The 14968-nt window shown below is 45.0% G+C and carries 10 protein-coding genes; 4 read left to right on the top strand and 6 right to left on the bottom strand.

From position 1 onward, the window contains the following. Position 1: 1 nt before the first annotated feature. From KTG12_RS11585 to rpsO, 5 genes are all read right to left on the bottom strand, one after another. Complete coding sequence (locus KTG12_RS11585; protein ID WP_005635544.1) at positions 2-775, bottom strand: bifunctional 2-polyprenyl-6-hydroxyphenol methylase/3-demethylubiquinol 3-O-methyltransferase UbiG; 774 nt, start codon at positions 773-775, stop codon at positions 2-4. A 65-nt stretch (positions 776-840) separates the two neighbouring features. After that, positions 841-2259 (bottom strand): adenosylhomocysteinase, encoded by a 1419-nt coding sequence (ahcY, locus tag KTG12_RS11580; protein ID WP_005635546.1) that lies wholly within the window; start codon positions 2257-2259, stop codon positions 841-843. 44 nt (positions 2260-2303) lie between these two features. Further along, positions 2304-3959, bottom strand: coding sequence for an AMP-binding protein (locus tag KTG12_RS11575; RefSeq protein WP_216945445.1), 1656 nt, complete (start codon positions 3957-3959; stop codon positions 2304-2306). 12 nt (positions 3960-3971) lie between these two features. After that, entirely contained in the window at positions 3972-4556 is a 585-nt protein-coding gene (locus tag KTG12_RS11570) for a helix-turn-helix domain-containing protein (protein ID WP_005645580.1), read from the bottom strand. Positions 4557-4713: 157 nt separating this feature from the next. Beyond that, positions 4714-4983, bottom strand: a complete 270-nt coding sequence (gene rpsO, locus KTG12_RS11565; protein ID WP_005635554.1) for a 30S ribosomal protein S15 — start codon at positions 4981-4983, stop codon at positions 4714-4716. A gap of 171 nt (positions 4984-5154) precedes the next feature. Between rpsO and typA the strand changes: the two genes are divergently transcribed. Both typA and KTG12_RS11555 read left to right on the top strand, forming a co-directional pair. Next, on the top strand, positions 5155-6951 hold the full coding sequence (typA, locus tag KTG12_RS11560; protein ID WP_005645586.1) for a translational GTPase TypA: 1797 nt from the start codon (positions 5155-5157) through the stop codon (positions 6949-6951). A 251-nt stretch (positions 6952-7202) separates the two neighbouring features. Next, complete coding sequence (locus KTG12_RS11555; RefSeq protein WP_055284921.1) at positions 7203-8813, top strand: dipeptidase; 1611 nt, start codon at positions 7203-7205, stop codon at positions 8811-8813. Positions 8814-8826: 13 nt separating this feature from the next. Here the strand turns inward: KTG12_RS11555 and KTG12_RS11550 are convergent, their stop codons facing one another. After that, a complete protein-coding gene (locus tag KTG12_RS11550; protein ID WP_022322483.1) occupies positions 8827-9747 on the bottom strand; it encodes an AraC family transcriptional regulator in 921 nt (306 codons plus the stop codon). 197 nt (positions 9748-9944) lie between these two features. Between KTG12_RS11550 and KTG12_RS11545 the strand changes: the two genes are divergently transcribed. Both KTG12_RS11545 and KTG12_RS11540 read left to right on the top strand, forming a co-directional pair. Then, positions 9945-13103, top strand: coding sequence for a TonB-dependent receptor (locus KTG12_RS11545; RefSeq protein ID WP_005635561.1), 3159 nt, complete (start codon positions 9945-9947; stop codon positions 13101-13103). 13 nt (positions 13104-13116) lie between these two features. Beyond that, the gene (locus KTG12_RS11540) at positions 13117-14958 is read left to right on the top strand and encodes a RagB/SusD family nutrient uptake outer membrane protein (RefSeq protein ID WP_022322480.1); all 1842 of its coding nucleotides are present in this window, start codon (positions 13117-13119) and stop codon (positions 14956-14958) included. Positions 14959-14968 lie beyond the last annotated feature (10 nt).

Genomic DNA, 14968 nt, shown 5'->3' with positions numbered 1-14968 from the left:
TTTATGAATTCTTTAAGATGTAATATCCGCAGGTTGTATAGAAGTTACGGATATACGGGATATTCAGGAATCTCCATAGTCTGCGGGGACGGAGATTGAATTTTGTTTCGTAATTAGGGTTGATGAAATAGAGGACTTCTTCGACTATCCGGTATTTTTCTTTGTGCACGATCGAGAGAAAACGTTCCAATGAAATGCCGGTATCTTTGATTTCCAAAAGTCCTCCGGGATTGACATTCCCCCATTCCAGCACTTTTTTATATACGGGACGGGGCAATAGATGGAACCAGGGCAAATGGCTTAGGAGCTTGTTGTTGCAAATCTGCTGGTGACCTCCGAATGGATTTTGCCAGGGTGGAAAGGCTACGAAAATAATACCGTGAGGACTTAAGAACCTCTTTATAAAAGGCAAGAATAATTCTTGGTTGGGGATGTGTTCTATCACATCCCGGATGATGATAATGTCGAACTTGTTGTGCAGTTCGGTTACTTTGTAGATATCCTCGCAGATCAATGTCAAGTTTCTGTTGTTGGGATGTACGCTGTAGATTTCTTTTGCGATTGCAATCTGGCCTCCGTTGATGTCTATGCCGGTCACTTGGCAACCGAGATCCAGAAAGGGCTTTATGTTTCCTCCTTCCCCGCAACCGATTTCGAGAATGTGGGAATCTGCCGTAATCGGTTTATGCTTTTCAATGAAAGGTATTACATATTTTTGTGTCGTAATACTTTGTTCGTTGAAATATAGTTGTCTGTCAGCGTGTCTTTTTTGCATATCTACAAAATAAAAAAGAGGGTGTGCCGAAAGCCTTCATACTTTTGAGCACACCCTCAGATATATTAATATCTGTAATGTTCGGCCTTATAAGGTCCTTCGACCGGTACGCCGATGTAATCGGCTTGCTTCTGTGTCAACTTGGACAGTTTGACGCCGATGCGCTCCAGGTGGAGGCGGGCAACTTCTTCGTCCAAACGTTTCGGCAGGCGGTAGACACCTATTTCGTAAGGCATTGTCCACAAATCCATCTGGGCCAAGACTTGATTTGTGAAGGAGTTGCTCATTACGAAAGAAGGATGGCCTGTCGCGCAACCCAAGTTCACCAAGCGGCCTTCTGCCAACAGGAAGATAGAGTTGCCTGTCGGGAATGTGTACTTGTCAACCTGCGGTTTGATGTTGGTGTGCTGGATGTTCGGATAGTTCACCAGCTTGTCGACCTGGATTTCGTTGTCGAAATGGCCGATGTTGCAAACGATGGCCTGGTCTTTCATCTGGGCCATATGTTCGATGGTGATGATGTCGCAGTTACCGGTGGTCGTAACGAAAACGTTGCCTTCCTTGACGGCTTCTTCCATTGTCGTCACTTCGAAGCCTTCCATGGCGGCTTGCAGGGCGCAAATCGGATCGATCTCCGTGATCAGGACACGGGCTCCGTAAGAGCGCATGGAGTGGGCACAGCCTTTCCCTACGTCGCCATATCCAGCTACTACCACGACTTTGCCGGCGATCATCACGTCGGTAGCGCGCTTGATGCCGTCGGCCAGTGATTCGCGGCAACCGTACAGGTTGTCGAATTTCGATTTCGTAACGGAGTCGTTGACATTGATGGCCGGAACCAGCAGTTCACCTTTTTCCATCATTTGGTACAGGCGGTGTACGCCGGTAGTCGTTTCTTCGGAGACACCTTTCATTTCGGCGATCGTGCGGTGCCAACGGGTATTGTCTTCAGCCAGGATACGGTTTAAGGTATCCAGGATGACCTGTTCTTCGTGATTGCCACCTTTGCGGTTGATCGTTTCGGCATCGTTCTCTGCCCGGTAACCCATATGAACCAGCAGGGATGCGTCGCCACCGTCATCCACAATCATGTGCGGACCTTTGCCGTCGGGGAAACGGAGTGCCATGTCGGTACACCACCAGTATTCTTCCAGTGTTTCACCCTTCCAGGCGAAAACGGGAACACCATCGGCAGCGATGGCTGCGGCAGCGTGGTCCTGTGTAGAGAAGATGTTGCAGCTTGCCCAGCGAACATCTGCTCCCAACGCAACTAATGTTTCGATTAACACTGCGGTCTGAATCGTCATGTGCAGTGAGCCGGTGATACGAGCTCCTTTCAGAGGTTTCTGATCGGCGTACTTCTTGCGAAGTGCCATAAGTCCCGGCATTTCGTGTTCGGCGATCTCGATTTCTTTACGACCGAATTCAGCCAAACTCATATCTGCCACTTTATAAGGCAGATTAGTTGGAAATAATTGTGACATAAATTGATACTAAAATGTTAATGTTGCAAAGGTACGAAAAAAAATCATACCGGAGTGATTCCTCGGTCGGCCAATAATTTCAAGCCCAAGTCTTTCAGTTTGAACTTCTGGATCTTTCCGCTACCGGTCATGGGGAAGGTGTCGACGAAGAATATATACTTCGGGATCTTATGCCGGGCGATCTTTCTGCGGCAGAAGTCCTTGACGATATCTTCCGTCATGGTGACGCCTTCGTGCAGGATGATAAAGGCTCCCACTTCCTCTCCGTATTTCTTGGATGGGACGGCAGCGACCTGTACATCTTTCACCCCTTCCAGGTGATAAAGGAATTCCTCCAGTTCACGAGGATAGATATTCTCTCCTCCCCGGATAATCATGTCCTTGATGCGTCCGGTGATGCGGTAGTTGCCATGTTCGTCTTTCACGCCCAGGTCGCCACTGTGCAGGAAGCCGTCTTTGTCGATGACCTCGGCCGTGGCTGCCGGGTTGTTGTAATAGCCTTTCATGGTGTTGTACCCCCGGTTGCACATTTCACCTTGTACGCCTACCGGACATTCTTCGCCCGTTTCCGGATCGATCACGCGGACTTCGGTAAATTCGTAGTCACGGCCCACCGTATTGTAGCGGACTTCCGCCGGATCGTCGATGCGCGAATGTGTCATGCCGGGCGATGCTTCCGTCAACCCGTATACGCTGGTCACGCGCATGAACATTTTTTCTTCCACCTGCTTCATCAACTCCACAGGGCAAAGGGAGCCTGCCATGATGCCGGTGCGGAGGGAGGTCAGGTCGAACATGCTGAACATCGGGTGATTGAGCTCGGCTATGAACATGGTCGGCACGCCGTAAAGGGCCGTGCACCGTTCCTTGTGGATGGAGGCGAGTACGACCAGCGGATCGAATTTTTCGACCATGACTTGTGTGCATCCATGCGTCAAGACGTTCATGGAGGCGAGCACGACACCGAAGCAGTGGAACAGAGGGACGCAGCAGCATAGTTTGTCGTCTGCCGTGAATTTCATGTGTTCTCCTGTCAACAGCCCGTTGTTGGCAATGTTATAGTGCGTCAGCATGACCCCTTTGGGGAAGCCGGTCGTGCCGGATGTATATTGCATGTTCACGACGTCGTGCGGGGTCACCAGCTTTTTGGCTTCCAACAGTGTCTCGTCACTGACGTTTTCGCCTAAAAGCAGCAGTTCGGGAGTGTTGTACATTCCTCTGTATTTCTCCTGCCCGATGTAAACTACATTCTTCAGAACCGGGAAACGTTTGCTTTTCAGGTAGCCACGTTGTGATTCCTTCAGTTCGGGCAACATGGTATATACCATGTCGACATAACTTCCGTCGAACACGCCGTCGGTAATGCATAATGTATGGATATCCGCGTTTTCGACCAGGAATTCCAGTTCGCTCTGCTTGTAGTTGGTATTGACGGTAACGGCCACTGCTCCGATCTTGGCGGCAGCATACAGGAATGTAAGCCAGTCGGGGACATTGGTCGCCCAGATGCCGACATGCGTGCCATGTTTGATCCCGATCGAAAGCATGCCTTTCGCCATCCGGTCTACACGTTCGTTGAATTCCTTCCAGGTGAAACGGAGGTCGCGGTCGGAATATACCAGATATTCCTTGTCGGGTGTCGTCTCGGCCCAATGTTCCATCCACTGGCCGAGCGTCCTGTCTTGTAATTGTATTTCCATAGAGACGGCAGATTAATAGGGGGTGTAGATGACTCCGAGGATTTTCGCCGTATTGTCGGCGGCGGCATGTACGTGGTGGGCGACGATGGAATCGTAGTAGATGCTGTCGCCTTCTTCCAGGATATAGGTATTCTTGCCATAGTTGATTTCGAGGACGCCTTCCAGTACATAGATGAATTCTTCCCCTTCGTGTGTGGAGAGTACGAAATCCACCCCGTCTTCACTCGGAGCGACATCGATCAGGAACGGTTCCATATGGCGGCCCGACTTGTCTTGTGACAGTGAATGGTATTCCATGTGCTTGCGTGCCTTGCTGTCGTTGTTGCTGAAGCCTATGCTGTTCGTGTCATTGCTGTCTTTTTTGCGGCAGATGACAGGACCCAGTTCTGCCTGGTCATCCAGGAATGTCCCCAGACGTACGCCTAATACGCGGGCTATCTTGATTAGCGGGGCGAGAGACGGAAAGTCTATATTGCCCTCGATACGTTCTATTTGTTCGATGCTCAGACCTGAGCGTTCGGATACTTCCTGGGTGGAAAGTTGTTTGGATTCGCGGATGCTTTTGATTTTAGCTCCTATGATTTTGTTGTTTCCCATGAGCATTATATGTTTATTGTTTATTGAATCTTTTAATTTGTAACAGAACGGCGCAAAATTACATTAAATTTTCATTAAACAAATGCGTTTAGTGAAAGAAAAAAGGATGATCTCCGTAGAGACCATCCTTTTGAACTTCTTGCGAAGAAATTGTTTCTTACTTTCTGATACCAAGCTCTTTGATGATAGCACGATATCTTTCGATATCAACCTTGATCAGGTAATCCAGTAAACGACGACGTTTACCTACCAACATTTTCAGAGCTCTTTCAGAGCTATGGTCTTTGTGATTAGCCTTCAAGTGTTCAGTCAAATGTGCGATACGAACTGTGAACAGTGCGATCTGGCTTTCTGCAGAACCTGTGTTCGTTGCAGATTTACCATACTTTTCGAAAATCTCTTTTTTCTTTGCTGAATCTAAAAACATGATTCTTGTGTACTTTAATAAATTAATACTATGTTATCTAAGCGGGGACAAAGGTAGGGATTCATTTTTGATTGACAAATCTTTTTATGTATCTTTTTTTATTTTGAAGTGTCAATGTCATATACTTCTCGCAAATTTATTGTAATTTTGCGGCCAATAAATTAGTTTTCAATGCAAAAGATTAGAAACATCGCGATTATCGCGCACGTAGACCACGGTAAGACAACGCTCGTGGATAAGATGTTATTAGCTGGTAAGCTTTTCCGTGAAGGACAGGCAGAGCCGGATCAGTTCCTGGACAATAATGACCTGGAACGCGAACGAGGGATTACGATCCTTGCCAAAAATGTATCTATTAATTATAAAGGTTATAAAATCAACATTATCGATACTCCGGGACACGCCGACTTCGGAGGTGAAGTGGAACGCGTATTGAACATGGCTGACGGTTGCTTGTTGCTGGTCGATGCTTTTGAAGGACCGATGCCTCAGACTCGTTTCGTGCTTCAGAAGGCTATCCAGTTAGGCTTGAAACCGATTGTGGTCATTAATAAGGTAGACAAGCCGAATTGTCGTCCGGAAGAGGTGCAGGAAATGGTGTTCGACCTGATGTTCAGTCTTGATGCAACGGAGGAACAGCTCGACTTCCCGACGATCTACGGTTCTGCCAAGCAGGGTTGGATGTCGGAAGATTGGAAAGAGCCGAAGGAAGATATTACCGCTTTGCTGGATGCTATCATCCAGTATATTCCGGAACCCGAGGTATTGGAAGGCTCTTCCCAGATGTTGATTACTTCGTTGGACTATTCCAAGTATGTAGGCCGTATCGCTGTGGGGCGCGTGCATCGTGGCGAACTGCGCGAAGGGCAGGAGATCATGCTTTGCAAGCGTGATGGCTCGATGGTGAAATCGAAGATCAAGGAAATCGATGTGTTCGAAGGACTGGGGCGTACGAAAGTAGATGCTGTCCAGTCCGGCGATATCTGTGCGATTATCGGTGTGGAAGGTTTTGAAATCGGTGAGACGATTGCCGATGCCAATGATCCGGAACCGCTGCCGACGATCGCTATCGACGAACCGACGATGTCTATGTTGTTTACGATCAATAACTCTCCGTTCTTCGGGAAAGATGGCAAGTTTGTGACATCTCGCCATATCTATGAACGTTTGATGAAAGAGTTGGACAAGAACCTTGCCTTGCGAGTGGTTCCGACAGATTCTGCCGATTCTTGGTTGGTGTATGGACGCGGCGTTCTCCACTTGTCTGTCCTGATCGAAACCATGCGTCGTGAAGGTTACGAGTTGCAGGTTGGTCAGCCGCAGGTCATTATCAAGGAAATCGATGGCCAGAAGTGTGAACCGGTTGAACAGTTGACAGTCAATCTGCCGGAAGAATGTTCCAGCCGTATCATCGATATGGTAACCAAACGTAAGGGTGAAATGACGATGATGGAAAGCAAGAACGACCGTATGCATCTGGAATTCACGATTCCTTCTCGTGGTATTATCGGTTTGAATAATGCTGTTTTGACTGCATCAGCTGGTGAAGCGATCATGGCGCACCGTTTCCTCGAATACCAACCGTGGAAAGGTGAGATCGAACGCCGTACGAATGGTTCTATCATCGCGATGGAAACAGGTACTGCCTATGCTTATGCTTTGAATAACTTGCAATCCCGTGGACGTTTCTTTATTGCTCCAGGCGATGAGGTGTATGCCGGACAGGTTGTTGGCGAGCATACGAAAGACAATGACTTGGTGGTTAACGTGACGAAGTCGAAGAAGCTGACGAATATGCGTGCTTCCGGTTCGGATGATAAAGTGTCTTTGGCTCCTCCTACGGTGTTCAGCCTGGAAGATGCTTTGGAATATATCAAAGGCGATGAATATGTAGAAATCACCCCGAACAGCATGCGTATGCGTAAAATCATCCTTGACGAACTTGAACGTAAGCGCCAGGGAAGATAAAAGCTATCACAACATAATCGCGCCGATAATGCAAATCATACTTGGACTTGCGTTATCGGCTTTTTTTGTTTTAATTCCAAATACATGCACTACTAATCCTATTTATATCGGGAGGGCAGTTTGTAAATCGTATTCAAACGTGGTACGGTTGTCGATTGTCAAATTAATAATGAATAATATCAAAAAATAAGGGGAGGCATTTGCGTATACTGATTATTTTTGTCCTATTAAGTAAAAAACTTTAAAGGAAAATGAAGAAAAAAGTATATACAGCGTTCATATGCCTTTGTTGTGCTGTGGTGTCTCTCTTTGCTCAGGAGCGTGTAGTAGAATTAACGAATCCGAACGAAAGCTGTACGAGTATTGCTGCTGGCAAATTGGCGACGACTGATGGTTCGGTCATGACATCGCAGACGTGTGACGGGACTTCTCGTACTTGGATGGAGGTTGTGCCTGCCCAAAACTGGCCGGACACCGCAAAACTCGATCTTTATTGGGATCTCCGTCATACGGAAAGCAAAAACGACCGTTTGGGTGTGAAACTGAAAGGTTCTATCCCACAGGTTCCTTATACATTTGCTTATCTGAATACTGGTTATCCTTGTATGAACGAGAAACAGCTGGCGATGGGAGAAACGACTATCGTGGGACGTAAGGAGCTGCGTAATCCCAAAGGCTTGTTCCATATTGAGGATTTGCAGGGGATTGCTTTGCAACGTTGCAGTACGGCACGCGAGGCGGTCTTGCTGATGGGACGTTTGGCAGAACAATATGGCTATCGTGATGGAGGGGAATGCCTGACGGTTGCCGATAAGAGGGAACTCTGGTTTTTCGAGATTACGGGTGCAGGTTCGGAAGATATGGGGGCTTTATGGGTTGCCCGGCGCATACCGGACGACCATGTGACGGTTTCGGCCAATACACCTCGTATTTCCGATGTCGATTTCGGGGATAAGGATAATTATATGTATAGTGAAGGACTGAAGGAGAAAGCACGGAAGTTAGGGTATTGGGACGGGAAAGAGCCTTTCAAGTTCTGGAAAGTAATCCATGAAACGGGGAAGAAGCCTTTTACCATCCGGGATTTTTTTGTTTTGAAAACGCTGGCTCCTTCTTTGAACCTGACGATGGACATGGAGGAGTTACCTTTGTCTGTCAAGCCCGAACAGAATGTTTCTTTGGCGGATATGAACCGTTTGCTGCGTGAAACATATGAGGGAACAGAATGGGATATGACAAAAGACATGATGGTTACGAAGAAAATCAAGGATAAAGATGGAACCGAGCGTGATACGATATATAAAAGCCCGTTGGCACAAAACTGGATGACGAATGATATGTTTGAATTCCTGAATGCACAGCGAGGTGAAAAGAAGATAGAGAAACAGCGGACGATATCGGTTGTCTGGTGTGCTTATTCGTTTGTGATCCAGTGCCGAGATTGGTTACCGGACGAGGTTGGAGGCGTTTGTTGGTGGTCGGAAGATAATCCGGGTGAAAGTCCCCGTGTCCCGTTATTTGCCGGAATGACGGATGTCCCTGAAAGCTTTAAGGTATGCGGGCATAAACGATATCGTCCTGATGCCGCCCTTTGGACCTATCGACGTACAAACCGTTTGGCGCAAGTGAGTTGGGGGCATGGTCGTAAATTAATCGAGCCAGCCGTCCTCTCTTTCGAGCAGAAGGCTGCCGACGAAATGCCTCTGATAGAAAACAAGGTATCGGTCCTTATTCGGGAAGGCAAGAAAGATGAAGCCCAAGCTTATCTTACCCGTTATTCCTTTGATTTTATCTATTCGACTTTGCGTTGTTGGGAGGAAATGGAAGGACAGCTATGGCATAAGTTTGGACGGGGTTTCTGATTGAGGGCTTCTTTTAGTGTGAGTTTTTCTTGGCTTTTTCCCGCTGCTTTTCGATTTCTTTTCGGTAGGAGAGTGGGTTTATGCCTGTTTTGCTCCTGAAAAAGTAAGAGAAATAGTCGGCCGATTCAAAATTGAGCTTCATTGCGATGTCTTGGATCGACATTTCCGTACTGCTCAGTAAATCTTTGATCTTGCTGAGCTTCAGTTGCAGCATGTATTGATGGGGAGCGATCCCAGTGTATTGCTTGAATGATTTCCTGAAATTGGAATAGCTCATGTTGATGGATTCGGCGATATCTTCCGGTGTAAACTTGTCGTAAATGTTTTCCCGCATCAATACGCATGCTTCCTGTATCTTCTGCATAGAAACCGGTCCACAGTCCTGATTTTTGTTGATCGAATAGATCAAGCCGATCGTATGCATCGTAATTCCCGCCAAAACAGCTTGGAACCCGGATTTCTGTGCCCTGGCACAGTCAAGCATTTCCCCGAAATGCTTGACGATTTGGTCATTCATGCCGATATGAAATATGGGATTTGCGCGATTAATAATTCCGTTTAATAATTTTTCAAAATAATCACCTTGAAAGGTTACGTAATATTCATCCCAACCTATATTGGCGATAGGTTGGTAGCTATGCCATTGTCCGGGGAAAATAAAGAATGCGTCTCCTTTTGATATTTTCTTTTCAAAGCAGTTGATGGAAGCAAAAGTTCCTTCTCCTTTTACAATATATACCAGGGCGAACTCGTCAATAATTCTGCCCCGGTCGGGATTAAATGTATATCCGATTGGGTGACCTTTAAGGGGATAACTGCCTTTTGGATCAATAGACTGAAATCCTATGCCGTTAATAGACATTCCCCAGATGTTCTCATCATTGTTTGTCGGTAAGTACTTTATGACATTATGTTTACTGCGATCAAAATCCATTTGGTGATTATTTTGAGTATTTCAGAATAAAATGTTTCTCGCTTGAGAGATTACATTTATCTCTGTTTACAAAGATATTAAATTTATTACATCTGTCAAAAAGCAAGGGAAAAATATCATTTTTTCATGATTATAAAGATAATAAAGGCAGACATTTGTGAAAATAAATATCGTTTAACCTAATAAGTTTGGAGATTATGAGAAATCGAATTCTATTTTTGCTATGTTTCCTATGTATAGGATTGCAAGCATTTGCCCAGATTTCTATTTCAGGAAAAGTGGTTGATGCAGGAGGGCTTGAACTTCCAGGCGTAAATGTGATGGTAAAGGGAACAACTATCGGTACATTAACCGATGGTGATGGAAGGTTTACGATTCCAGATGTTCCGGGTAGCAGTAATGCCGTATTGGTATTTTCTTATGTCGGTTTCCAGACACAAGAAATAAAAGTAGGAAATACCAAAAATTTAACTGTGAAATTGCAGGAAGATAATATGGCATTGGATGAGGTTGTGGTGGTTGGTTATGGTACATCCCGTAAAAAAGATTTGGCAGGCTCTATTTCTAGTGTTAAATTGGATGATTCTCCGTTGACGCAGTTGGCAAACGTGAATGCTTTAGTTGCGTTGTCAAGCAAGATTCCGGGTTTTAATTATTCCCCGACAACAGATGCCGGTGGTGATAATACGGCTTCAATGACGATTCGTGGTATGAATTCTATTATTACAGGTCCTTCGGAGGCAAGCTTGAACAAGCCGTTGTTGGTTGTCGATGGTTCTATCTTTAATGGTAGTATCAACGAAATTGCCATGACGGATGTTGAATCCATTGATGTTCTGAAAGATGCCAGTTCTGCTGCCATCTACGGTTCACGTTCTGCAAATGGTGTAATTATTATTACAACAAAGCGTGGTCGTTCTTCCAAACCTACGGTTAATTTGGATGCTTATTACGGAATTCAGAGTTGGACAAGAAAGCCGCAGATGGTAACGGATCAAAATGAATTTTTGAATCGTCGTCGTGAAGCGATGATTGCTGCCGGTTCGATTGATCCGAGCGTAGGTTTGGACCCCGCACAGCTATTGAATGCTGAGGAACTGGAAGTTTACAATGCTGGTGGTTGGGTTGATTGGATTGATGAGGTCTCTCAAAATGCGCAGATTCAGAATTATAATCTGAGTATTTCAGGAAATGCTTCCGATAAAGTGAATTATTATTTGTCGGCCGGTTATATGAAACAGGATGGTCTGATTGTTGGCGATGACTATAAAAAGCTGACTTTCATGGCTAAAATGGACGCAAAAGTTACAGACTGGTTGACGGTCGGTATGCGCGCATCTTATTATAATGCCTCTAATCCTGGTCAGATCGCAAATATTCAGTCTGCAACATGGCTGTCGCCCTATAGCCATAAGTATGTACGTTATGATGGCTATACTGATTGGTATGAAAGATATGCAAATGGAAATGTCGCCAGCCCGTTTTGGAGTTCTTCCGAAACTACTTCCTATTTGTGGACAGATCGTGAGAAGAAATATGATAACCTAAATGGAACAGGATTTGTACAGATCGATTTCCCATTTGTAAAAGGTCTGAGCTATAAGTTTACCATGAATGCTGTAAAAAATACGAACAATGTTGATATGTTTGTAAATCCCCAGTATTTCTTGGATACGAGAAAAGTTGAGGAATTGGCTGATCCGTATAAGTATACGGCGGAGGCAAATGGTAAATCGGAGATTAACCAGACTTATGCGTGGACAATGGACAATGTGTTCACTTATACGAAAGATTTCGGAAAGAATCATTTGGATGCAATGCTCGGTTATACGCGTGACGCCACTCATCAGAATCAGTTGAAGACTGCTTATAGTGGTTTCAAACTGCCGACTGTATTAGGCTCGTACGGACAAAATTTGGCAACGACTCAGCAGATTAACAAGACATTGAAGGAATGGCAGAATGTCGGTTATATGGCTCGTGTCAATTATAACTATGCAAACAAGTATTATCTGACGGCGAACTTCCGTCGTGATGGTTTCTCTGGATTTGCAAAAGGTAGTAAATGGGCTAACTTCCCAGGTGTGTCTGCAGCTTGGACATTGTCCCAGGAAGATTTTATGCAGAATGTAATTCCGGGATTGAGTTTCTTAAAGCTGAGAGGATCCTATGGTTTGACCGGTAATCAGAGTATCGAAGCCTATGCTACATTGGCTACAGTCGCTTCCGGTTATACTTGGTATGATGCATCTTCTTTGTATATCTATCAGAATTCGTTGGCAAATGAGGAATTGACTTGGGCGACAACTAAAACAGGAAACTTCGGTCTTGATTTCGGATTCTTGGACGGACGCATTTCTGGTTCTATCGATGTTTATAAATCAAAGACAAATGATATGTTGTTGAACCGTTCATTGCCTTATATGACTGGTTTCTCGGAAGCAAAGTTTAATGCGGGTGAGGTGATGAACCGCGGTGTCGAACTATCTTTGAATACGGTTAATATAAATGGAGACGGTAAAGATAATTTCCGTTGGGAAAGCGGATTGACTTTTTATCGTAACAAGAACAAGATTGTTCACCTTTTTGGCAAGGATGCTAATGGCAAGGAAGCGAACGATACGGGTAATGCGACAACAAATGGTTACGAAACTGCTCGTGCGTTGGTTATAGGCGAGTCGATCAATGCTGCATGGGATTTGAAAATGTTAGGTATCTTCCAATCTCAGGCTGAGATTGATAGCTATGTAGACGCGAATGGTAATAAGATTCAGCCGGATGCTGTACCTGGTGACATCAAGTTCCTGGATTATAACGGTGATGGTAAGATCAGTACGGATGACCGTCACTGTATTGGAGATATGGACCCATTGTTCACGATCAATTTTAGCAATACGTTAAGTTGGAAGAACTTCTCTTTGTATTTTAACTTCCGTTGGGATGCAGGTAACAGTTCTCATTTTATCGGTAGTGATCCGTTTGGTAATTACCATAATACGGCAACGACATCAGGTGCTCAGTTGAAAGTTGCTCCATGGAGCGAAAATAATCCAACAAACGAGCATCCACGCTTGGGCTATGTAAATACTTATTCCTATTATTTTTGGTCACAACGTCAGTATCTGAAACTGAAAGATTTGAGTCTTTCCTATACTTTCGATCAGCCGTGGGTAAAGAAAGCCAATATTCAGAATTTGCGTCTTTATCTGAGTGGTACGGACTTATTCACAATTACCGGCTGGTCTGGTCTGGATCCTGAAACAGGTGGTACGATTGCTGCCGGTCCTGGTAGTAGCCGTTATGGAAGCAAGCCTGCTTATCGGACACTTACAATTGGTGCTAATATAACATTCTAAAAATTGAACGGATATGAAAATTAAAAATATATTGTTAGGAACGGTTGTTGGCTCTTTGTCCCTATGTGGATTGGTTAGCTGTGACAATGATTTTCTAGAAGAAAAGTCATATGAATATACGTCTTCGACTTCGTATAATACACCTGAGGAATTGGACATGGCAATCGGTTTTCTGCATGGGCGCATCCAGTATTTGTTTTTTGGTGTATGGGGTAATCATAACTATTTTATGACAGGCATGGGACTGGACACCTTTGCTGCAACAGACCAAAATTATATTACAAGTAACTGGAAGACATTTACTCCTGACGAACCGGGGTATTCACGTCACTGGTACGATAATTTGTGTCAAATAATCCAACAATCGAATATAATTATCGATGCTATCGATACTCGGGATATCAAATGGGATAGCGAGACTCAAAGAAATGAGATTAGGGCGGAAGCGATCTTTTTCCGTGCGTGGGCTCATCGTTGTTTAGCCGGTATGTACGGTGACACTCCTATTATATTGGAACCGGCTCGCTCTGCAAAAGTAGATTATGAACGTTCTCCCCGTATGGATGTTTGGAAACAGTGTGCGGCGGATTTTGAATGGGCAGCTCAGAATTTACCGTTGACAACGACGAAAAATGGCCGTATCGTAAAAGCGGCTGCAGACCATATGTTAGCTGAAATGTCTATCTGTATCGGTGACTATGATAAGGCGATTGCGGCGGCAAAACGTGTAATTGATGGAACAGACGGAGATTACCATCTGATGACCGAACGTTTCGGAACACGGGCTGGTGAGGCAACGGACCGTTATGGCAATCCTCATAGCTCTTATTGGGATCTGTTCCGTATGGGTAATTTTAATTATCAGGAAGGAAATAAAGAAGCAATCTGGGTAGCTCAATATGATTATGAAGGACGCATCAGTAATACTGGTGGCGGTGGTGTTGTAAGTTGGGGATCTGCTCCAGCAAAATGCCATATCGAACAGGCTTTTGTCTCTAATTTCTATAATGTGGACAAGAAAAGGACTTTGTCAAATGGTGACGTTATTCAGATATTTGGTTGGGGGGCTGTAACTTTTACAAATAGTAAAGCGGATTATGATGCGAATAAGAATAAGTCGAATGTAGCAACCGACTCGACGGGGTATGGTGGCGGTGGAACTTGCCATCCGACCGAATGGTTCTTAGGTGATCTATGGAATAATTGTGGAAGTGATGTCCGTGGCTCTGAAGAGATGATTCAACGTAATCTATATCAGTCGGGAGGTAAGCCATGGAGGCAGGCCATTGATGAGGCGAAGGCTTTATATGAATCTAAAAAAGCGTCCGGTGATCCGGATGCCGATCTTTATAAAATCACGGCTAATGATACGGTCACTCTTTTCCCGCGTATCTGGAAGTTCGGTACGGATAAGCATGTGGATGGCGACTATCGCCGATATGATCCGGATTGGTATGTAATTCGTCTGGCTGAAACTTATCTGTTGTTGGCAGAAGCATATTTGAATAAAGGAGATAAAGCAAGTGCGGCAGATGCTATCAATGTTGTTCGTGCCCGTGCCAAAGCTCCATTGTGTACGGCTGCTGATGTGACGATTGACTATATTCTGGATGAGCGTGCCCGTGAATTGTATGGCGAAGAACATCGTGCAGTAACACTCTCTCGTCTGTCGACAAAAGAAAATCCGGTGTTGGTACAGCGTACCCGCAAATATGGATATCGTTTCCCGGCAGCTACAAACGAATTGAAGGATGCAGGTCCCAATATTCAGGATTATCAATGGCAATATCCAATACCATTACAGGTAATCGAAGCTAACTCTGGGGCTAACTTCCCGCAGAATGAAGGTTATTGATTAAATCTAT

Source organism: Parabacteroides sp. MSK.9.14 (assembly GCF_019041495.1).
Lineage (GTDB): Bacteria > Bacteroidota > Bacteroidia > Bacteroidales > Tannerellaceae > Parabacteroides > Parabacteroides merdae.
Note: the sequence above shows the minus strand (reverse complement) of the source record. Positions and strands in the feature narration are given on the sequence as shown.

Coding starts and splice junctions, on each gene's coding strand:
- ahcY (WP_005635546.1), bottom strand. CDS start 2,259: ATGTCACAATTATTTCCAACTAATCTGCCTTATAAAGTGGCAGATATG.
- KTG12_RS11575 (WP_216945445.1), bottom strand. CDS start 3,959: ATGGAAATACAATTACAAGACAGGACGCTCGGCCAGTGGATGGAACAT.
- KTG12_RS11555 (WP_055284921.1), top strand. CDS start 7,203: ATGAAGAAAAAAGTATATACAGCGTTCATATGCCTTTGTTGTGCTGTG.
- typA (WP_005645586.1), top strand. CDS start 5,155: ATGCAAAAGATTAGAAACATCGCGATTATCGCGCACGTAGACCACGGT.
- KTG12_RS11570 (WP_005645580.1), bottom strand. CDS start 4,556: ATGGGAAACAACAAAATCATAGGAGCTAAAATCAAAAGCATCCGCGAA.
- KTG12_RS11550 (WP_022322483.1), bottom strand. CDS start 9,747: ATGGATTTTGATCGCAGTAAACATAATGTCATAAAGTACTTACCGACA.
- KTG12_RS11545 (WP_005635561.1), top strand. CDS start 9,945: ATGAGAAATCGAATTCTATTTTTGCTATGTTTCCTATGTATAGGATTG.
- KTG12_RS11540 (WP_022322480.1), top strand. CDS start 13,117: ATGAAAATTAAAAATATATTGTTAGGAACGGTTGTTGGCTCTTTGTCC.
- rpsO (WP_005635554.1), bottom strand. CDS start 4,983: ATGTTTTTAGATTCAGCAAAGAAAAAAGAGATTTTCGAAAAGTATGGT.
- KTG12_RS11585 (WP_005635544.1), bottom strand. CDS start 775: ATGCAAAAAAGACACGCTGACAGACAACTATATTTCAACGAACAAAGT.